Source organism: Geobacillus sp. YF-1, assembly GCF_052692335.1.
This window is the reverse complement of the sequence record NZ_CP199850.1, coordinates 1414343-1433925: the sequence shown is the minus strand read 5'-3', so window position 1 is coordinate 1433925 and position 19583 is coordinate 1414343. Positions and strand designations below refer to the sequence as shown.

Annotated in this window: 17 protein-coding genes; 4 read left to right on the top strand and 13 right to left on the bottom strand. The window is 49.0% G+C overall.

Annotated elements, in window-relative coordinates; all coding sequences use genetic code 11:
* Positions 1-90 precede the first annotated feature (90 nt).
* Both ACTVIM_RS07150 and ACTVIM_RS07145 read right to left on the bottom strand, forming a co-directional pair.
* Positions 91-687 (bottom strand): AMP-binding protein, encoded by a 597-nt coding sequence (locus tag ACTVIM_RS07150; RefSeq protein WP_445614080.1) that lies wholly within the window; start codon positions 685-687, stop codon positions 91-93.
* Positions 626-1720, bottom strand: coding sequence for a cupin domain-containing protein (locus ACTVIM_RS07145; protein ID WP_031409992.1), 1095 nt, complete (start codon positions 1718-1720; stop codon positions 626-628). The genes ACTVIM_RS07150 and ACTVIM_RS07145 overlap by 62 nt, the downstream gene beginning before the upstream one ends.
* A 38-nt stretch (positions 1721-1758) precedes the next feature.
* Here ACTVIM_RS07145 and ACTVIM_RS07140 point away from each other — a divergent pair, with 38 nt between their 5' ends.
* Positions 1759-2118, top strand: a complete 360-nt coding sequence (locus ACTVIM_RS07140) for an IclR family transcriptional regulator domain-containing protein (protein ID WP_445614079.1) — start codon at positions 1759-1761, stop codon at positions 2116-2118.
* A 35-nt stretch (positions 2119-2153) separates the two neighbouring features.
* On the opposite strand, the gene ACTVIM_RS07135 is transcribed toward ACTVIM_RS07140, so the two are convergent.
* The 8 genes from ACTVIM_RS07135 to ACTVIM_RS07100 form a co-directional block, all read right to left on the bottom strand.
* On the bottom strand, positions 2154-3332 hold the full coding sequence (locus ACTVIM_RS07135; protein WP_445614078.1) for an acetyl-CoA C-acetyltransferase: 1179 nt from the start codon (positions 3330-3332) through the stop codon (positions 2154-2156).
* A gap of 18 nt (positions 3333-3350) precedes the next feature.
* Entirely contained in the window at positions 3351-4892 is a 1542-nt protein-coding gene (locus tag ACTVIM_RS07130; protein ID WP_445614077.1) for a class I adenylate-forming enzyme family protein, read from the bottom strand.
* Positions 4893-4920: 28 nt separating this feature from the next.
* Positions 4921-5376, bottom strand: a complete 456-nt coding sequence (locus ACTVIM_RS07125) for a DUF3237 domain-containing protein (RefSeq protein ID WP_445614076.1) — start codon at positions 5374-5376, stop codon at positions 4921-4923.
* A 53-nt stretch (positions 5377-5429) separates the two neighbouring features.
* The gene (locus ACTVIM_RS07120) at positions 5430-6782 is read right to left on the bottom strand and encodes an MFS transporter (RefSeq protein WP_445614074.1); all 1353 of its coding nucleotides are present in this window, start codon (positions 6780-6782) and stop codon (positions 5430-5432) included.
* A 147-nt stretch (positions 6783-6929) separates the two neighbouring features.
* Positions 6930-7709, bottom strand: coding sequence for an enoyl-CoA hydratase/isomerase family protein (locus ACTVIM_RS07115; protein ID WP_445614073.1), 780 nt, complete (start codon positions 7707-7709; stop codon positions 6930-6932).
* A 73-nt stretch (positions 7710-7782) separates the two neighbouring features.
* Positions 7783-8640, bottom strand: a complete 858-nt coding sequence (locus tag ACTVIM_RS07110; RefSeq protein ID WP_445614071.1) for a 3-hydroxyacyl-CoA dehydrogenase family protein — start codon at positions 8638-8640, stop codon at positions 7783-7785.
* Positions 8641-8744: 104 nt separating this feature from the next.
* Positions 8745-10964, bottom strand: a complete 2220-nt coding sequence (locus ACTVIM_RS07105; protein WP_445614069.1) for a helix-turn-helix domain-containing protein — start codon at positions 10962-10964, stop codon at positions 8745-8747.
* Positions 10965-11051: 87 nt separating this feature from the next.
* Positions 11052-13052: an acetoacetate--CoA ligase gene (locus ACTVIM_RS07100; protein ID WP_445614324.1), complete on the bottom strand. Its 2001-nt coding sequence runs from the start codon at positions 13050-13052 to the stop codon at positions 11052-11054.
* Between the two features lie 236 nt (positions 13053-13288).
* Here ACTVIM_RS07100 and ACTVIM_RS07095 point away from each other — a divergent pair, with 236 nt between their 5' ends.
* Genes ACTVIM_RS07095 through ACTVIM_RS07085 form a run of 3 tightly spaced genes read left to right on the top strand, consistent with a single transcriptional unit; the run spans position 13289 to position 15633 of the window.
* Positions 13289-13543: a FeoA family protein gene (locus tag ACTVIM_RS07095; protein WP_033022837.1), complete on the top strand. Its 255-nt coding sequence runs from the start codon at positions 13289-13291 to the stop codon at positions 13541-13543.
* Positions 13536-14270, top strand: a complete 735-nt coding sequence (locus tag ACTVIM_RS07090) for a FeoB small GTPase domain-containing protein (protein WP_445614067.1) — start codon at positions 13536-13538, stop codon at positions 14268-14270. Before ACTVIM_RS07095 ends, ACTVIM_RS07090 begins: the two co-directional genes overlap by 8 nt.
* Positions 14239-15633 carry a nucleoside recognition domain-containing protein gene (locus tag ACTVIM_RS07085; RefSeq protein ID WP_445614066.1) on the top strand — a complete coding sequence of 465 codons (1395 nt, stop codon included), beginning with the start codon at positions 14239-14241 and terminating at the stop codon, positions 15631-15633. Before ACTVIM_RS07090 ends, ACTVIM_RS07085 begins: the two co-directional genes overlap by 32 nt.
* Before the next feature lie 624 nt (positions 15634-16257).
* Here the strand turns inward: ACTVIM_RS07085 and ACTVIM_RS07080 are convergent.
* The 3 genes from ACTVIM_RS07080 to ACTVIM_RS07070 form a co-directional block, all read right to left on the bottom strand.
* Positions 16258-16884: a histidine phosphatase family protein gene (locus ACTVIM_RS07080; protein ID WP_033022834.1), complete on the bottom strand. Its 627-nt coding sequence runs from the start codon at positions 16882-16884 to the stop codon at positions 16258-16260.
* A 142-nt stretch (positions 16885-17026) separates the two neighbouring features.
* Positions 17027-17488, bottom strand: a complete 462-nt coding sequence (locus tag ACTVIM_RS07075; RefSeq protein WP_445614064.1) for a GNAT family N-acetyltransferase — start codon at positions 17486-17488, stop codon at positions 17027-17029.
* Positions 17478-19469, bottom strand: a complete 1992-nt coding sequence (locus ACTVIM_RS07070; RefSeq protein ID WP_445614063.1) for a putative bifunctional diguanylate cyclase/phosphodiesterase — start codon at positions 19467-19469, stop codon at positions 17478-17480. Before ACTVIM_RS07070 ends, ACTVIM_RS07075 begins: the two co-directional genes overlap by 11 nt.
* Between the last annotated feature and the right edge of the window lie 114 nt (positions 19470-19583).

Sequence of the window (19583 nt, the reverse complement as noted above, 5' to 3'; positions counted from 1 at the left end):
ACTCCTTTTTCCTACTGGACTCCCGTTTGCGCGTATTGCTTGCGCAACATTCCTTTGCTCACCTTTCCTGATGCTGTCGTCAGCAGCTCGTCAATGATGACGGAACGATTCGACCATCCAAGACGGAATTTTTGTTCCCCCGGTTAAGACAAAACGCAGTGTTGAGGGATATTCTTTTGTTTCATCCGTTCCTTTTAATATATCAATCAAATGGGCAGGTGCAGCTACACAAAAGGTTACTCCGTGCTGGCTGAACGCATCTAAAACGTGCTCAACTGAAAATTGCGATAGCATGACTTGAGCAGCACCGTTATAAAGGCTCATTAAAATCATTGGTAAAGAAAACATATGGCTCATTGGGGTCAAACAAAGAACAACGTCATCATCCGTCAGCCCGTACTCCCGCCCATTGTACAAATGGGCGGGAATAAATGTCTCATACGTATGGATGACTGCTTTTGGATCAGACTCCGTTCCCGAGGTAAACATCATGATCATTGGATCATCTGGCGAAATCCTGTCGTCATTCACCGAAAGCCCGTTACCTGTCAACAACGACTCGAAACTATAGTGATCAGGATGCTTTCTCTCCCCAACGATGATGATATGTTGCAATGTGTATATACTAGATTTGGGAAAGTGGCTCGAACACATCAACGATAGATTGATAACCACCGTTTTTGTCATACTCCTCTTCTCTTTCCAAATCAAGCTTCTCCATAATCGGCAGATCATTAATGGAGAATAAATGAGCGTCTCCCTCACCTGTATTGACATGCTCATGCCAACTCCAAGGCGGTAAAATGAAGAAATCACCTTTCGCCCATTCAAATTTGACACCGTTGATGATCGTGTATCCTTCACCGTCAAGAACGTGATACACGGCGCTGTGGACATGGCGATGCGCCTTCGTGTGCATACCAGGAGTTAATTTTTGCATTGTTGTCCCAATACGCAAATCTGCTGATCCCCCTGTCAATGGATTAATGTAATCAACCGCATAACCGTCATAGGGATCAGGATCAAGTTGGGATAAATTCTCAAGTACTTGTTTCGTTGTCTTCCATTTATAGGCGATCAACGGAGATGGGTAGCCTTTTCGCTTCCGGTCGGAAACCGGACGCAGCGCTCCCGTTGCATATTTGAACGTTGAACCGTTGTGAGGGGCGACAACCGGGAATACATCTTCGGAATACGGTTCAAAGAACGAACCAGCAAAATTTCTCACCAATCCGACGTCGAGACCATCCATCCAAATGACCGGTTCCGTTCCTTCGTGACCGTGATCATGCCACGTCCATGCCGGGGTCAAAATCAAATCCCCGCGCTCCATATATGTTCGTTCGCCATCGACAGCCGTATAAGCCCCTTCACCTTCAATAATGAATCGGATCGCCGATTGGCTATGGCGATGTGCGGGTGCCACTTCGCCCGGCAACAACAGTTGCACTCCAACATACAGCGTGTTGGTCGAATAACCGATTAGACCTCGTTTCAATAGCGATGGATTCTGCAAATAAACGACTCGCCGTTCGCTCTCTCTCCCTAAGCGAAGCAACTCTCCAGCCTCCAGCAAATGCTTGCGAATCGTCTCCCATTTCCACAAGTACGGAACAACTTCATGATCGGGCTCGGGCGTCACCATTTTACCGAGTTTTTCCCACAACGGACCTAAATACACTTTTTCCAACTCTTCATGAAGCCGCTCAAGCGCCCTCATTCTCGTATCCGCCATCATTCCCTCTCCTTCTCGAGCGTTTGCGTGTCATTCGCAAAAACGGATTTTTTGTCGACAGGGATGAAACTATCGGTTTTACAGCGATTGCCGCACCCGTTTTTGATCGAACTGGCATCATCGGCGCTATCGGACTGGCTGGTACCACATTTAAAATGGCCGAGACATTGCCTGAGCTGATCCGTCAAACGGTCGATACGGCCCGACATATATCGAAACGGCTTGGACATCTTCCCCATCCCCCTCCGCATAAAAAGTGTCTTCTTTTCCACTTCATTAATGCGTTATATAAAATCAGGCGGTTTTTCCTGTTGGGCATGGAAAAACCGCTGTTACGACTCATTTGCCAATTACCTTCCATTGTAAAAATACCGTCCTTATAATTCTTTTGCGAGCTTACAAACTTTCTCTTAGCCTATTACAGTCTCTCCCAAATCGCAGCAATGCCTTGGCCGCCACCAATGCATAGCGAAGAAACGCCGTATTTCTTTCCTCTTCTTCCTAATTCATAAACGAGCGTCAATGTGAGGCGCGTTCCCGATGCTGCCAACGGATGACCAAGCGCAACTGCGCCGCCATTGACGTTACCTTTGTCGTCGTCAAATCCCAGTTCTTTCTGGCAAGCCAAATATTGAGCTGAAAATGCTTCGTTGATTTCGATTAAGTCAAGGTCATTCATCGATAAATTCGCCTTGTCAAGCGCTTGGCGAATCGCCGGAACCGGGCCGATTCCCATGTACTGCGGCTCAACGCCGACGATTCCCCACGAAACGAGACGGGCGAGCGGCTTCAATCCACGCTTGGTGGCATAATCCTCCGAAGCAATAACGACTGCCGCAGCTCCATCGTTCATCCCACTGGCGTTTCCTGGGGTTACCACTCCATTTTCAAGGAAGCGCGGTTGAAGCGCCCTTAACTGTTCCAGACTTGTCTGGCGCGGATGCTCATCGGTGTCAACGACCGTTTCTCCCTTTTTTTCTCGCACGGTCACGGGGACAATTTCTTGGTGGAAATATCCGTTGGCCATCGCCGCAAGCGCCCGCTCATGGCTGCGGAGCGCATGTTGGTCGGCCTCTTCGCGCGTGATGTCATATTTTTTCGCTAAATTTTCTGCTGTTATCGCCATGCTACAACCACCAACGGTATCATACAGACCGTCCCACAACCAGTCTTCCACCGTCGGACTGCCTAATGGCGTTCCCCAGCGCATACCTCGGATGACGTGCGGCACTTGACTCATGTTTTCGGTGCCCCCCGCCAGCACCACTTCCGCTTCCCCGGTTAAAATGAGGCGTGCCCCCATGATAATCGTCTCGAGTCCTGTTCCACATAAACGATTTACCGTTACGGCGGGCACATCGATCGGCACCCCGGCCTTCAAGCCGACGTGGCGAGCGAGCAAGTGAGCATCGCGGCTTGACTGCTGAACATTACCAAATACGACATGATCGATTTCTTCCGGTTCAACGTTCGCCTTTTTTATCGCTTCCTTCGCTGCGATAGCTCCTAAATCGGTCGCGGAGATTTCACGAAACGAGCCGCAAAATTTGGCGAATGCAGTGCGTGCTCCTTCAAGCAGCACAATGTCTGTCCGCATATTCTTCCCTCCCAAGGTTTAACCCTCTTTGATCATCTCTCTTAATTTTCCTTTCTGAATTTTTCCGCTCGCCGTCGTCGGAAATTGGTCAACAAAAACAACTTTGTTCGGAAGTTTATAGTCCGCAACCAATGGACGCAAAAACTCGACAATGTCCGCCTCAGTTATATAAGACCCTTCCTTTGGTTGGATGACAGCGCAAACCTCCTCTCCCAACACCGGCTCAGGCAGACCGATCACTGCCGCGGCGAAGACACCCGGGTGCCGTTGCAAAATGGTTTCGATCTCTTTCGGATAAATGTTGTATCCCCCGCGGATGATCAGCTCCTTTTTCCGACCCATAAACCGAATATATCCGTCCTCATCCATCATCCCGAGGTCGCCGGTATAATACCAACCTTCCTCGTCAAGCACTTCCGCTGTTTGTTCCGGCATGTTGTAATATCCTTTCATGACACCAAACCCTCGGCAGGCAATTTCACCAATTCTCCCTGGCGGCAGCACCTCTCTCCGTTCATTCACAATCTTCACCTCATTTCCTTCCAATGCCTTGCCAACCGTTTCAAATATTCGGTCTTCTTTTGCCTCAAACGGGGTGATCGTAACAGAGCCAGTCTCTGTTGTCCCGAATGATATGCATAATACCGTTCCCATTTTTTCACGCACCGCTTTCACTGTTTCCAATGGACAAATATCAGCTCCCGTCATTCCCGCGCGCAATGACGACAAATCAAATGACTCATTATTCAACACATGCAACTCCATATGAAACATTGCCGGTACCGCATGATGAATTGTTACTCGTTCTTTTTCGATCAGTTGCAACGCCTCTCTTGGGTTGTATCTTTCCTGTAACACCATTTTTGCTTGGCTGTATACAGCAGACATCAAGTTGCACGCCATGCCAAACACATGGAAAATCGGTGTACAAATAAGAAACACATCATCTTGACGGCACTTCAAGTTATCTGCAATGGCCATACCTGATTGGACGATGCCGCGATGAGTCATCATCACCCCTTTTGGGATTCCAGTCGTACCTGATGTATATAAAAGACAAAACAAGTCATGCTGCGGGTCGATTGCCACCGTACGCAACGGTTGATCAGTTGCATAGGATCTAAGTTGTTCCAAGGAAAGGAAGCCCGATTTGACAAACCGAACGGTGATGATCTGATTGACAATGGTCTGAATGAGATTCAATCCAATATGCTTTTCGATTTCCTCACATACAAACACAGTCCTCATTCCAGAATTTTTTATAATATGTTCGACTTCGTGCTGTCGATATTTCGGATTAAAAGGAACAACGATCGCCCCTATTTGGGAGATAGCAAAAAATAGTTGAACTGTCTCAAGCCAGTTTGGTAAACAAACGCCGACTCGATCTCCTTGTTTAATGCCGAGTGCGATCAACGCTGATGCCAACTGTCGTACTTCTTTATACAACTCACCATAAGTCATCCGATGACGAAGGTCATAAACAGCTTCTCTAGATGGATTGTCCGCCGCCGCTCGCTCCAACAATTGCGGAACAGACAAAACGCGAACTGTTTCCACCTCTCCCCCTCCTCCGTTTCCCCAAAAGTTAGTTCACTTGATAAAACGCTACTTGTACTTCCGCTGGCTTTCGAATCCCTTCTCCAATAAATACCATTCTGTTTAAAAAATCATACCGACTATTCCGCACTTCAAAAGTAGGAGTCGTTTTAAAATAATACGAACCTTGTGGTACATCCTCGCCACGAGAAATTTTATTGATGATTTCTTGTGGTCCGTGTCGGTATCCTCTATTCACAACATAAATAGGTATTCCATCATCTGTCTCAATCACATAACAAGCAAGCAACTCTATGACTCCGTCTTTCCGAATCAATTGATAGTCTGCTCCTCCTGAAAGCACACGTCCCCGCATCCTCTTTCCTTCAAACCTTCCACCGATAATCGGTACTATCCTCCGATAGCCAAAACCAACTTCGCCGATCTCGATTGGCTTTCCCACCTCGACATAAGCCGTAAATAGGTGTTCAAACTGAATGTTCATTTTCTCCCTTCCCAATCCCAATTGCATTTTCTGCGGAATGCCGACAGCACATGTTATGAAACAGTAATCTGTTCATTGGTTAATTCAACCCGCTCCGCACGATAAACTGCGTATTTTTCCTGTACACATAACACGGCAATTCCTCCTAATACTGCGGCACTAGCAATAGCTGCAAAGTTATATTGTGGCGACAAGTTCAAAGACAGCAAAAATCCAACAAATGTTGGTGCAACGATACCTCCTATCCGGCCAAACGCCATCGTGCTTCCTAAGGCAGTGGACCGCATCGCTTCTGGATAATATTGAGAAACAAATGCGTTGGCAATGTTTTGGACACCGACCGAAGCCGCACCAATAATGGCAATGAGAACAAGAGCAATCATCATGCTGTTCGCAAAACCAATGAGTGATAAAGCAACCGCTCCGCAAAAGAATAAGGGAACAAGCACTTTCTTAAACCCCCATTTATTAACCAATGGCCCAAAAACAACGGTGCCAATGATCGCCCCGATTTGCATCACCGCGGTAAACACAAGGCTAGAGCTCAAATCATAGCCAACCTCCATCATTAGCCGAGGAAGCCATGTGTTCATTGAGTAAATGAGAACAAATGCACTGAAGCAAGATAGCCAAAACATTACGGTGCTAAACGCCCGCTTCTCTGTAAATAATTTCACGATAGGCAAAGAATCTTGAGTCTTTCTTTCAGGCTTGACTAGTTCAATAGCACCATCATGGCGAATATGAGGATCAATCAAAGCAAGAACCTTTCGCGCTTCCTCTTCTCTTCCCTTCTCTAGAAGAAAACCAACCGACTCAGGAACACCTTTCATCAAAAACGGAAGCAATAATACCGGAATGCCTCCGATCCAATAAATAGATTCCCACCCAACTGTCGGTAAGAGTGCACGGCTCGTCAACGCCGCGGCAATCGCACCAACAGAATAACCACAAAAAATCGAGGCAACAATGGCTGTACGAACTCGTTTCGGAAAAATTTCTGTCGCTAGGGCAATGACGTTGGGCATAACGCCGCCGAGACCAATCCCAGCAATGATCCGAGAGATGGTAAATAAAGTTGGATTTGGAGCAAAGCCAGCAAGGAAAGTAAAAAAGCCGAACAAAAGTGTAGTCAACAAAATAATTTTTTTTCGTCCCATTCGGTCAGCTAGCATACCGAATAATACTGCTCCAATGGCTGTTCCAATCACCGTATAACTCCCGATGGCGCCAGCTGTAACATCTGAAATTCCCCACTCGCGAATCAATAAAGGAACCGAAGCACCGTAAATCACTACGTCATACCCATCAAGCATGATCACTAAAAACAACCAAATCATAAGCAAAATGTGGAATGGACGGATCGAACTATTATCGATCACATTAAACGGATGGATTTGTTTCACATGGATTCCCTCCCTGAATAGCTTTTGTTATCCGTTTCCTTCAGGATGTTCATTGAGCCCTCCTTTCCCAAAGGTAACGGATACTGATCTCAATCTATCAGCAACCTTTGTAAACATAAGATTTATTTTGTCAATTTCTAAAACAATCTATTTACCGCTAAAAACTGGCTTTCGTTTTTCAGTAAACGCTCGCATTCCTTCTTTTCGATCTTCAGTCGCAAAAGCGTTTCCAAAGCAGGCAGTTTCCACCATCAACCCGGACTGCAAGTCAACATTAGCTCCCGTGTTGACCGCTTCTTTGAGCATACGCATGGCAATGGCCGGTTTTTTCGCCAATTTTCCGGCCCATTCTTTCGCCGTCGGCAAAAGTTCGTCGGATGGGACGACTTTGTTTACCAAATGAATAGAAAGCGCCCGCTGGGCATCGATCATTTCGCCGAAATAAAGCAATTCTTTCGCCACCCCTTGGCCGACGATGCGCGGTAACCGCTGCGTCCCGCCGCCGCCCGGCATAATGCCGAGATTGATCTCTGGAAAGGCAAATTTGGCATGCTCAGAACAAATGCGCAAATCGCATGCGAGCGCCAATTCGCAGCCCCCGCCGAGCGCCAGCCCGTTCACCGCCGCGATCACCGGTTTGGATGCGTTTTCAATTTTCAAAAACGCACTTCGCGATATTTTGTTCATTTCCATCATGCCGGCCAAATCCAAGTCCATCATTTCATGAATATCGGCGCCGGCCACAAACGCTTTTTCCCCCGCTCCCGTAATGACTACCGCTCCAACCTGCTGATTGACTTCGAGCTCATCGATTAAGGCGGATAGCTCTTGAAACACTTTTGTATTCAACGGATTGAGCGGAGGGCGGTGAATGGATACAACCGCCACTCGATTTTCGATTTCACAATGCAAAAATTCGTAGTTCACAACCCATTCCTCCCCTTCAAATTTTTAGAAACGTAGTTGTGGCGTATAGCCGACATCACCACCTCTCCGTTTATCAGACATCATCGTAATCATAAAACCCGGCTCCTGTTTTTCGGCCGAGCCTTCCTGCCCGGACAAGTTGTCTGAGCAATAAAGGAGCGGCAAACCGATCGTCCTTAAACTCTTCGTAAAAATAGTCCATGACATGAAGGCCGATATCGACTCCGGCGAAATCTTGCAACGTAAACGGCCCCATTGGGTAGTTCAAACCAAGCGTCACCGCTTTATCGATGTCCTCCATCGAAGCCACTCCCTCCTCGACAAGGCGAATTGCTTCGATAAACTGCGGAATCATAATGCGGTTGACGATGAACCCCGGGGAATCTTTTTTCACCTCAACCGGCTCTTTCCCCAGTTTCCGGGTGAGCTCTTTCGCCTGTTCGACCGTTTCATCACTCGTTTTGTATCCGCGTACTACTTCGACGAGTTTCATCAGCTGGGGGGGATTGAAAAAATGCATACCAACAACTTGGCTTGGACGGTTGGTGGCAGAAGCGATTTCTGTGATGGACATCGATGATGTGTTCGTTGCTAGGATGGTGTGTTCTGCTGCAATGTTGTCCAATTGAGAAAAAACTTCTTTTTTCACCTCCATGTTTTCGATGACCGCTTCAATAATGACATCTGCCTGTCTCATTTCCTGTAAGTTAGTTGATCCCTTCACTCGTTCCAGCGCTTCATGTTTTTGCTCGGTGGTCAGCTTCCCTTTGGCCACGCTTTTATCCATAAATGCTTCCATGCGTGAGCGCGCTTTTTGCAACATAGGCTCGTCAATATCTACTAAAATGACATTAAATCCTGATAACGCAGCTAAATTGGCGATGCCGCTTCCCATCGTACCAGCTCCCACGACTCCGAGCGTTGCTGTCATTCGTCAAATCCTCCCTTGTTTTTTGAATTTTCTATATTGTCTTTGCTATTGATTATAAATAAGGTAAATAAAAAAAAATACCTGCATAATGCAGGAAAACACGCTTATCTTTTCAGTATTTTGGCGGAAGGCAGGCCATATAAATCGTACAACTTTAACGCCATCATCAAATTGAATCGCTGCTCTGCCCCGCTCAAAGAGAAACCGAGCATTTCTTCAATCTTTTCGAGCCGGTATTGAAGGGTGCTGCGGTGAATATACAGCCTTTCGGCGGTTTCAGTCAAATGACCGTTGCAATCGAGAAAGACACGAATCGTTTGCAGCCAATCCACGTTTCGTTCCGCGGAATGCCGGATCAACGGGCCAAGATAGTTGTCGACAAACAGTTTTGCCGCCTCCAGCTCTTTTAAATGGTGCAATACCGTGTATGCCCCAAGCTCGTCAAAAAACGCCAAGCTTGTCCCTTGAAAACTATGGAGAATGACGTGCAACGCCTGAACCGCCTGCTGATAGCAAAAATAATAGTCACGGATCGATGCTGTCTTCCCTCCGATCCCCAAAAAAGCTCGGCATGACGCCCCCTCCTCTTTGATCCACTCGTTAATCCGTTGGTACCATTTTTCCCAGTATTTAATTGGAAATTTTCCTTCCTTGCGAGCTGGTACAATCAAAGTATACCAATCCCCAATAACTCCGTATAACACGTTAGGATCCTCCATAGTAATTCGTGCTTTTAAACGATCCCATAATGTTGTTTTCTCAACATTCCTTTTAAACAGATCTACCTGCCCTTCCGGTTCGGAAAATTGAAAATGCAAGACGGCAATACGGTGCTCATCAAAAATATTCCATTGAAATACATTGGCATACTGGATAATGCTCTCTTCCTCCTCGATTTCTGCAGCCAACAATTTATTTAAAAAACTATCTTTTAGTTGCTCCCTTGTATCAAAAACGAGCTTTTGTTTCATAAACTGGATAGAAAAAATATTAAGAGCTAGTTCAACACTCAAGCGAAAAAAATCATCAATCTCTTGTGGATGTACGCCAATAGCTAAATAGCCCACCACATCCCTTCCCCTGTTAATTGGCCAAACTGTCACCGGAACGTCCGGTAAGCCATCGAGCAAAGTATATCCTTCCATTCGGCTTTGTCCGACCGCTTGTTGTAATGCTTTCTTGGCAATGTCCTGCAATTGTTGCTCATTTAAAGTCCCTAACTCATAAGCGATTGGCCGCATAAAACGATCAAATACCATAACTGCTTTGGCAAACATTTGACTAAGTGTCTTCGTAATGCCTTGAAAGTTTTCGTGTTGAATCGTTTCTTTCATCAACTTTTGTTGATATTGAAGGAGAAGATGAAGACGATAGGTATGATCCCGTTCCTGACGATATAATCGGAGGTTTTCGAGCGTAACCGCAACATAGTTGGCTAACATATCCAAAATTTCTAAATCTTCTTTTGTGAATTTTCCTTCCTGTTTCCGCTCAACATGCAACACACCAATTGTTTTGAAGTTAACAACGAGCGGCACTGTTAGCTCATCTCCACCTGGTCTCTCTAAAAAGCGAAAATAATCACTGACCCGGTAATTATTTTTCATCATTACTTGTTTCGGACTAGCTATATTTCCATATAAAGGAGGATGAACAACGAAACTATTGTCCTCCTCCCGGTATAAATACATGCAGGCACCATCCGCATTTGTTCCCTTGCCTGCTCGCTCGACAATTTTTTCAACAAACTGCTCAAGAGGTGAGTCGAGCGAAAAGTGTTGAGCAATCCACTCAAGGTCGATCATTTTTCGTCGTTGCACTTCCTTGTTCCGAGCCACTGTCACAGCAAGGGCAACATCTTCTCCAAAGTGATCAAACAATTGCTTAGCCTCTGCGAGTAGTGAAACGTGACGTTGAAACCCGATCATACAAATTCCGTATTCGTTTTCTTCATCTTTAATTGGAACGCTGAACCACGTTTTTATCCTATTTTTTTTCAACAAGCCAATCAATGGACACGCGCACTCGTCATCCACTTCTTGAAACGTTGTACTCCCTTTAAACAACCGGGGCAAACAGTTAGCCATTGCAATCGGTGAGTGTGGAATTCCATATTGAAAATCACCTTGATATAATGTTGGAATGACGTGATCCCCTTCCTTTAGCACAATGGCGATCAGATCGCACTCCAGTTCCTCACGAAAAGCGTTCACCAAGTATTGCAAAGCCTCCTTTTCGGTATCAAACTTTACTAATTTCCGTGCTGTCGTCCGTAAGTGGTTCTCAATTTTTTTCATCAGCCTCTGTCGCTTGCTTTCATTCATAATACCAGCTCCCTTTGTTTATAGCCTTGTAGTAAGCATAAAGGTTGTTATTAAGCATCCTTGCTCAATAACAACCTTTCTCGCGCTTTACGAAAAATGCCCACTCATGTTCCATTTCGCCGCCAATTGTTTCGCCAGCTCGAGGAAAACGTCGAGCGCCTCTGGATTGGCCATCGAGCCCGAGTTGACCGCTTTTTCAAGCGGGAAGCCTAAGAGCAGCTTGCGGATTGGGATTTCCATCTTCTTTCCATTTAGCGTTTTTGGAATTTGCTTCACTTCGTAAATTTCGTCTGGAACAAAGCGCGGCGAGACGTGTTGCCGAATCGACTGGCGGATGCGGTCTTTCAGCTCATCATCGAGCGCCACGCCTGGCTTCAGGACGACAAACAGCGGCATAAACGACTGCTTGCCCATCATTTCTAAATCGACGACAAGGCTCTCGAGCACCCCGTCGACCGCTTCGACGGCGCGATAAATTTCGCTCGTGCCCATGCGAACGCCGGCGCGGTTGATCGTTGAGTCGGAGCGGCCGTAAATGACGCAGCCGCCTTGTTCATCAATCTTAATCCAATCGCCGTGCTTCCAGACGCCTGGATACGTGTCAAAATAGCTGTTCCGGTACCGCTCGCCGTCCGGGTCGTTCCAGAAAAAGAGCGGCATCGACGGCATTGGTTTTGTAATCACTAGTTCACCGACTTCATTCACGAGCGGCTGGCCGTTTTCGTCAAACGCCTGCACATCGGCGCCCAACGCGCGGCACGAGAGGACACCGGCGCGCACCGGCAAAATCGGCGAACCGACGACAAACGCGGTGCACACATCCGTTCCGCCGCTGCATGATGCTAGGCAAATGTCATCCTTGACGTTTTCATACACCCAGGCGAACCCTTCGACCGTCAGCGGCGAGCCGGTCGAAAGCACAGCCTCAAGCTTCGATAAGTCATAGCGCTCGTTCGGTTTGAGGCCGAGCTTCATGCAGACGTTAATAAACGCCGCGCTTGTGCCGAAATGGGTGATGCCTGCCTTCTCGGCGAGCTCCCATAAAACGTTGCCGTCCGGATACGTCGGGCTGCCGTCATAGAGCACAATGGTCGATCCAGCCAGCAGGCCGCCGATGAGAAAGTTCCACATCATCCATCCGGTCGTCGTAAACCAGAAAAACGTGCTGTCTTTCGTCAAGTTCTCGGAAATGGTCAACGCTTTCAAATGTTCAAGCAAAATGCCGCCATGTCCTTGGACGATCGGCTTTGGCAAACCGGTCGTTCCCGAAGAGTACAAAATCCAAAGCGGATGGTCAAACGGGACGTCTTCAAAGGCGAGCTCTCCCTTATTCGCCACGAGATCATCCCATAGCACGACCCCCTCATCCGGGGCCTCCATCTGCCCGCGCCAATACGGAAGCAGCACCGTCTTTTTCAATGATGGCAGCTTGGCGCGCAGTTCGGATACGACCGGCAGTTTGTCAAACTCTTTGCCGTTGTATTGGCAGCCGTCGACGGCAAACAAGACCGTCGGCTCGATTTGCGCAAACCGGTCGATGACGCTGCCGGCGCCAAAGTCCGGCGAGCAGCTTGACCAAATGGCGCCGAGCGACGCGCACGCCAAAAACGCCATCACCGTCTCGGGGATATTCGGCATATACGCAACCACACGATCGCCGCGCTTTACCCCCATCGCTCGCAATGCTTTGGCGATCGCCGCCGTTGTTTCGCTCAGCTCCTGCCATGACACTTCCCGATACGGCACGCGCTCCGAGCGGAAAATGATGGCCGAACGGTCGGCGCGCGCATGCCGGAACATATGCTTCGCATAGTTGAGCGTCGCGCCCGGAAACCACTCCGCCCCCGGCATCTTCCGCTCGCGCAGCACGCATTCATACGGCGTCGCCGCTTGCACACCGCCATACTCCCAAACCGTTTCCCAAAATTCTTCAAGATGCTCAACTGACCATGTCCATAGCTCGCGATACGAGTTACATGACAACCCCTTTTTCTCTTTCAGCCAGTCCATATACCGCCGAATATTTGACCGTTGGATTTGTTCTTCTGTCGGTTTCCAAAGGATCGTTCCTTCCGTAATCGCTTTCATTGGATGGCGCGTCAATGGACGCCGTCACCGCCTTTCTGTCGATAGTTGATTCAGACTATTTATATGATACCATTCTTTCAAACTATTTTGAATAGACGTTTCTCCGCCCATTTTGTCGGAAAAGAGCGGAACAAACGGATTGACAAAAAAGCCAAACTGGAATATGATAAACACAAAAGTTGGTCTAGGTAAAAAAAATGTCCTTTACCTAAAATATTAATAGGAGGGAAACTTTTATGGCCGAACGAAATGATTGTCCCCTTTCCCGTATGAAGCAGGGAGATCGGTTTCGCATTGCGAACATCGCCATTCCTGACCCTGTGCTGAGAAGAAGATTGCTTGACTTAGGCTTTGTGCCCGGTGGGGAAATAGAAGTCGGCCAAAAAAGTCCGCTCGGCGATCCGACTGCTTACCGCGTACGAGGAACAACGATTGCATTAAGAAAAGAAGAAAGCAATTATATTTACGGGGAGAGAATCAACAATGACTAGAACGAACTATACAATTGCCTTAATGGGAAATCCAAATACGGGAAAAAGCACGTTGTTCAATGTTTTGACAGGCCTGCGCCAACATACTGGAAACTGGCCGGGAAAAACTGTCATTCGTGCAGAAGGAGAATTCGCCCACCGCGGTGCCACATACCGAATTGTTGACTTGCCAGGAACATACTCGCTTTATTCCAACTCCGCTGATGAAGAAGTGGCGCGCGACTTTCTATTGTTTGAACGGCCCGATCTTACCATCGTCGTCGTTGATGCAACGGCATTGGAGCGCAATTTGAATTTGGCGTTGCAAGTATTGGAAATCACCGGCCGCGTCATCGTCGCTGTCAATTTGATGGACGAAGCGAAAAAGAAAGGCATTCTTATCAACAGCAAAAAATTGGAAAACAAACTCGGCGTACCGGTTGTACCGATATCCGCCCGCAATAAAGAAGGAATCGACAAGTTGATGAACACTGTTGATGCAATGGTACGCGACCGCATCAAGACGAACCCGCTTTCCATCCAGTACAGCCCCGAAATTGAACAAGCCATTTCCAAGCTTATGCCAAATATTCGCGAAACGGTCGGCGATGCGTATCCGGCGCGCTGGATTGCGCTTCGGCTGCTTGACGGCGATACATCGCTCTTGGCTGCGTTAAAACAGCCGCCGCAACGGGACACAAAGGAGGGGGGCGCTTATGCTTGTTGCGGATCGGTCAAATCGATTTGATCGTTTGCTAGAAGAAGCGCAAACGCTGGCGCCAGCTGACACGCGTGAACAGATCGTCACCGCCATCTTTCAAACATCGGCTGCGCTTTGCCGAGAATGTGTCACTCATACACATAGCGTGAAGCGGGATCGAACGGAACAAATTGACCGGATCGTCACATCGAAACGGTGGGGATTTCCGATTATGCTGGCGTTGCTCGCCGCTGTCCTGTACGTGACCATTGTCGGCGCCAACGTATTTTCCGATTCGCTCGCTCGTTTGTTCGGGACGGTTGAAACGTATCTGACCATGGCTTTTCAAGCGATTCACGCCCCCGACTGGCTGCACGGGCTTATTGTACTTGGCCTATACCGCGGCACTGCCGCGGTTGTCAGCGTGATGCTGCCACCGATGGCCATTTTCTTTCCGCTGTTTGCGCTTCTTGAAAACTATGGCTATTTGCCGCGCGTCGCCTTTAACATGGATCGCTTGTTTAAAAAAGCAGGCGCGCACGGCAAACAATCGCTGACGATGGCCATGGGCTTCGGCTGCAACGCCGCCGCCATTATGTCGACGCGCATTATCGAATCGCCGCGCGAGCGGATGTTGGCCATTTTGACCAACAACTTCGTCCCGTGCAACGGGCGTTGGCCGACGCTGATTTTGCTTTCTTCGCTATTTATGGCAGCTGGTTATACAGGGGGCTGGAACACGCTCGTCACTGCCGCAGTGGTCGTCGCCATGGTGCTGTTTGGCATCATCGTCACGCTGGCGGTTTCATGGATTTTGTCTAAGACAGCTTTGCGCGGGATTCCGACCCATTACACGTTGGAGCTGCCGCCATACCGACGCCCGAAAATCATGGAAACGATCATCCGGGCCACCCTTGACAAATCGCTCTACGTGCTAAAGCGAGCAGTGACGGTGGCAGCGCCAGCCGCCATTCTTACGTGGGTGCTCGGCAACGTTCACGTGGGAGATACGACCGTGCTGGCGTATTTAGCCGACGGACTTGACCCATTTGCCAAAGCGTTGGGATTGGATGGCTACATTTTGCTGGCGTTCATTTTAGGCTTGCCAGCCAATGAAATCGTCTTTCCCATTTTATTGATGGGCTATTTATCCGCCGGAGCGCTCACCGAAGTCGACGGACTATCGTCATTGAAACAAATTTTGCTCGACCACGGCTGGACGTGGCTCACCGCCCTCAATATGATGCTGTTTTCCCTGCTTCACTACCCGTGCGGCACGACGCTCGTCAACATTTACAAAGAAACGAAAAGCGTGAAATGGACGTTCGTCGCCTTCGCCTTGCCGACAGCGATTGCCATTATGGTCACCTTTACGACCGCGCAGTTGGCAAGATGGCTCGGGCTCGTTTAACACTCGAGGCTGTCTCGACAGGTCGGTTTAACAACCTGTCAAGACAGCCTCTTTTTATATGTACACACCAACTTCATGTTGTGTCTGTATTGCAGACCGGCGACTTTTTAGAAAGTGGGTGAAAAAACCGCTAATTCCCTTCATCAATGAGGGAGCGCGTGAAAAGGAGGACCGATGTAACAAGGTTTTGAGATGGCAATGCCGGATCCACGAATCAATCACCGGACTCTTAGAAGGTCGGTGAAAAAACCACTGTTTGCCTGATCGATGATGGAACGCGTGAACATCGAGGCTGATGCAGCAAGTTTTTTTCTACTTGAGAACCGATTCCGAGAAGGCTCTTCACCAACAGTTGTACTTGATTTTTCCAGCACACATCTTACTTATGCATCCACGAAAGAACAGGAAACCAATCATGTTTTGCTTACACCTGTTCAGAGAAGTGCACCGTCTGTCAAGTACACGTTGTGGTGATGAACCTCCGAGAAACGGTTGCGTTGATCACCAGCTTCTCCCCCTCTTTCGCATACGCACCGGCTTCTTATGTCACGCGACCCGTTGTCCCTATCTTGAAGACAGACCTTGTACGTCAGCCTCCGTTTATTGACCGAAATCAACTCCCGTCTATACTTCTTTTACATTCTCCACATGAGAAGCATCTCCCTCTACGATTACGCGAAACCCGTCTTCATCCGCTTCGACGATCGTCACGCTTGTCCCGTACATATACGGCGGCGCCCAAAGCTGGTCAAGCGGCGCGCCTTTAAATGCCGCTATGAGGGTTTTCAGTACGACACCGTGGGTGACGATCAAGACGGTCTCCCCCTCGTGCCGCCCGACGATGCGCCGCACCGCTTCCAGCGCCCGCTGTTGCACATCGAAAAACCGCTCCCCGCGCTGTGGCGCGTACAGATGCGGTGCGTTCCAAAAACGGTCGAACGCAACCGGATCCATTTGCTGGATTTCATCATGCGTCTTTCCTTCCCAATCGCCAAGATGAATCTCGCACAGCTGCTCGTCTTGATCAATCGGAATAAGCCGCGCGCCGCGAACCAGCTCGGCCGTCTCAAGCGCCCGACCGCTCGTGCTTGTATAAATGGCGGCCAACTCGACCGCTTCGAGCCGTTTTCCAAGCCGCATGGCGTCTTGCCGCCCCTTTTCCGTGAGCGGCGAGTCTTGTCTTCCTTGCATCCGCTTTTCGACATTCCACTTCGTTTCCCCATGTCTTGTCAAATACAAAGTTGTCCTCATGTTTCCCCTCGTTTCTCTCCTCTCTATCCACCTAATAGCCGATTCCAGCCAACGAAACGCGGCATGGGCGTTCCTGCCATCCTTGATCTCCGCTTGAATGCCGTTGGACAACTGGATTTTATTACCAAATCCGCAGCGCTGTTCATCTTTTTCCGTTCGTTTTCACGAGTTTCATTAGTTCCATTCCTTCCGGCGTTTCGATGCGCTCGATGGCCCGAAACCCATGGCGTTCGTAAAAGCGAAGGGCCGGGACGTTGCCGCTTCCGGTCGTCACGACGATCTCGTTTATCGACGGCTCTTGCTTGATCACAAAGTCGAGCAACGCGCTGGCGATCCCTTGACGGAAATAATCCGGGTCAACCATCAGCCGACAAAGGTGAAGCGTCTTCCCATTCCGCTCGCAAGCGATCGCCCCAACGAGCCGTTCACCTTGAAAATAGCCGAAAAAACGCTCGCCGCATCGTTGCAGAGAAGCGATCGTATCGCGAAGCGGCGGGAGCGCCGTGCTGCCGATGATCTGCGCCTCGATCGTATACGCACGCCGCTGCAGGTGCAGCACCATAACAGCCGTCTCGTAGTCGGCTATATGAAGTTCAGCAATCATGTCCCTCTCCCTTTCGATGGCTAGCGGCCGAGCGGTTGTATTCCTCGAGCCATTGCTGCAGCTTTTCCGCTTCAAGCGAACGGCTGAAATAAAACCCTTGGGCGTAATCGCAATCCATTTGTGAAAGAAGGACCACCTGCGATTCGGTCTCCACCCCTTCGGCCAGCACTTCAATATCCAAGCTTTTCGCCAAGTGGATGATGGTATCAACGATCGTAGCGTCCTTCGAATTTTCGGCAATTCCTTGAATGAAGCTGCGGTCAATTTTGAGCAGCGACACCGGCAAATTGCGAATATACGCGAGCGAGGAAAAGCCGGTGCCAAAATCGTCGATCGCCGCCTGCACGCCAAGCTGCTGCAATTCGGTTAAAATGTGCCTTCCTGTCTCAATGTTTTCCATCAGCCCGCTTTCGGTCACCTCTAAAATCAAGCGGTCGGGCGCCAGCTCCGTCTCCCGCAAAATGCGCTTCACATGTTCAACAAGTTCGGGACGGTTGAGCAAAAACGGCGACAAATTCACCGCTAACTTCAGCCCGGGAAATTTCCTTTCCCATTCTTTCACTTGGCGGCACGCCCGTTCTAACACCCAAAGCGTAATTTCAAAAATAAATCCGCTCTCTTCAGCCAACGGAATAAAATCGAGCGGCGGAATCTCACCGAGCGTCGGATGGCGCCAGCGCAACAGCGCCTCAATTCCCATCGCTCGCCCTTGGGTCAACCGCACTTTCGGCTGATAGCACAAATAAAACTGCCCACGCATAATGGCAAACGGCAAATCCTGCTCGATCACGATGCGCCGATGCTCGACCGGGCGATAAAACGCATAACCGTTCCGTCCCCGCTCCTTCACCTCATACAACGCCTGATCGGCGTATTTCATCACCTGCTCGATCCGGTCGCTGTCTTTTGGGAAAAAGGCGATGCCGATCGATAACGTCGATTGAATGAGCTGTTTTTCATAATAAAACGGCTCATGGAACGAGCTGACCAACCGTTCCGCCAAAGCGGTCATTTCCGTTTTCGTTACATTCGGCAGCAGCAACACGAACTCATCGCCGCCGATGCGGGCGAAAAAGTCATCATGGCGCAGCTCCCGACTGACGCGTTTCACCGCTTCGCGCAAAAAATAGTCGCCAGCTTGGTGAGAAAAATGATCGTTGATCCATTTAAATTTATCAAAATCTAAATAACAGAGGGCAAATGGCGTGCCGCTCGCCATCAGCTCACCGATCTGCCGTTCGAAATAGATGCGGTTGGCGATGCCAGTGAGCGAATCAAAGTAAGCAAGTTGGCGCAGCTTTTCTTCATACTGCTTCCGCTCACTGATGTTTTTTACCGTGACGATGACGCAATCGAGCTTTCCGGCCTCATCAATGATCGCTTTCCCGCTAGCTTCCATCCAAATCCATTCGCCATGTTCGTCCCGCTTGCGAAATTCCGCTGTTTGCGTCTCATATGTATCATACAAATTCGCCAATTTTTGCGTGATCACCGGCGCGTCGTCAGGGTGGACAAACGCCAACATATCATCATACGACGCTGGCTGCCAGTTCATTTTTCCCTTCCATGATGGCGGAATGTACGACAGCTGACGGTCACGTGAAAAAATGAAGACATAATCGTTTGAATGTTCGACGATCAGCTGCAAACGCCGCTCCGCCTCAGCGAGCCGCGCCCGCAGCTCCTCCGCTTGGGCTTGACGGCGCAACACGCACAATATAGCGGCCGCTTGGCCGCGCTCATCAATGATCGGCGACAACCCGGCAACGAAGGCGCCGCCGGACAGTTCCACTTGAAAAGCGGCTAGCTGTTCTTTCATCCGCTTGGCTAACTCCCGCCCCGCAGCCATCAGCGCCTTTTCCGTTTCTTCACTCAGCGCTAACCCGGTAAAGGCAGGGTTTCGATAAATCATGGTACCTTGCCCATTCAAGATGGCAACTGCTTCATTGAAGTGATGGAAAAAGGCTGTATACTTGTCCATGCAATGGTTACCTCGCCATTGATCGAAATATACCGTTATCCTCACTTCCATTTTCACGAAAACATCGGCAAAAATCAACAAATTTCGCAAAAAACCAGCGCCAAAATAAGAAAC

What these genes read in the sequence shown, in the direction of transcription:
- ACTVIM_RS07080 (WP_033022834.1), bottom strand. Translation starts at nt 16,884, where the DNA reads ATGAGGACAACTTTGTATTTGACAAGACATGGGGAAACGAAGTGGAAT.
- ACTVIM_RS07070 (WP_445614063.1), bottom strand. Translation starts at nt 19,469, where the DNA reads ATGGACAAGTATACAGCCTTTTTCCATCACTTCAATGAAGCAGTTGCC.
- ACTVIM_RS07085 (WP_445614066.1), top strand. Translation starts at nt 14,239, where the DNA reads ATGCTTGTTGCGGATCGGTCAAATCGATTTGATCGTTTGCTAGAAGAA.
- ACTVIM_RS07110 (WP_445614071.1), bottom strand. Translation starts at nt 8,640, where the DNA reads ATGACAGCAACGCTCGGAGTCGTGGGAGCTGGTACGATGGGAAGCGGC.
- ACTVIM_RS07145 (WP_031409992.1), bottom strand. Translation starts at nt 1,720, where the DNA reads ATGAGGGCGCTTGAGCGGCTTCATGAAGAGTTGGAAAAAGTGTATTTA.
- ACTVIM_RS07150 (WP_445614080.1), bottom strand. Translation starts at nt 687, where the DNA reads ATGACAAAAACGGTGGTTATCAATCTATCGTTGATGTGTTCGAGCCAC.
- ACTVIM_RS07105 (WP_445614069.1), bottom strand. Translation starts at nt 10,964, where the DNA reads ATGAATGAAAGCAAGCGACAGAGGCTGATGAAAAAAATTGAGAACCAC.
- ACTVIM_RS07135 (WP_445614078.1), bottom strand. Translation starts at nt 3,332, where the DNA reads ATGCGGACAGACATTGTGCTGCTTGAAGGAGCACGCACTGCATTCGCC.
- ACTVIM_RS07100 (WP_445614324.1), bottom strand. Translation starts at nt 13,052, where the DNA reads ATGAAAGCGATTACGGAAGGAACGATCCTTTGGAAACCGACAGAAGAA.
- ACTVIM_RS07075 (WP_445614064.1), bottom strand. Translation starts at nt 17,488, where the DNA reads ATGATTGCTGAACTTCATATAGCCGACTACGAGACGGCTGTTATGGTG.
- ACTVIM_RS07125 (WP_445614076.1), bottom strand. Translation starts at nt 5,376, where the DNA reads ATGAACATTCAGTTTGAACACCTATTTACGGCTTATGTCGAGGTGGGA.
- ACTVIM_RS07090 (WP_445614067.1), top strand. Translation starts at nt 13,536, where the DNA reads ATGACTAGAACGAACTATACAATTGCCTTAATGGGAAATCCAAATACG.
- ACTVIM_RS07095 (WP_033022837.1), top strand. Translation starts at nt 13,289, where the DNA reads ATGGCCGAACGAAATGATTGTCCCCTTTCCCGTATGAAGCAGGGAGAT.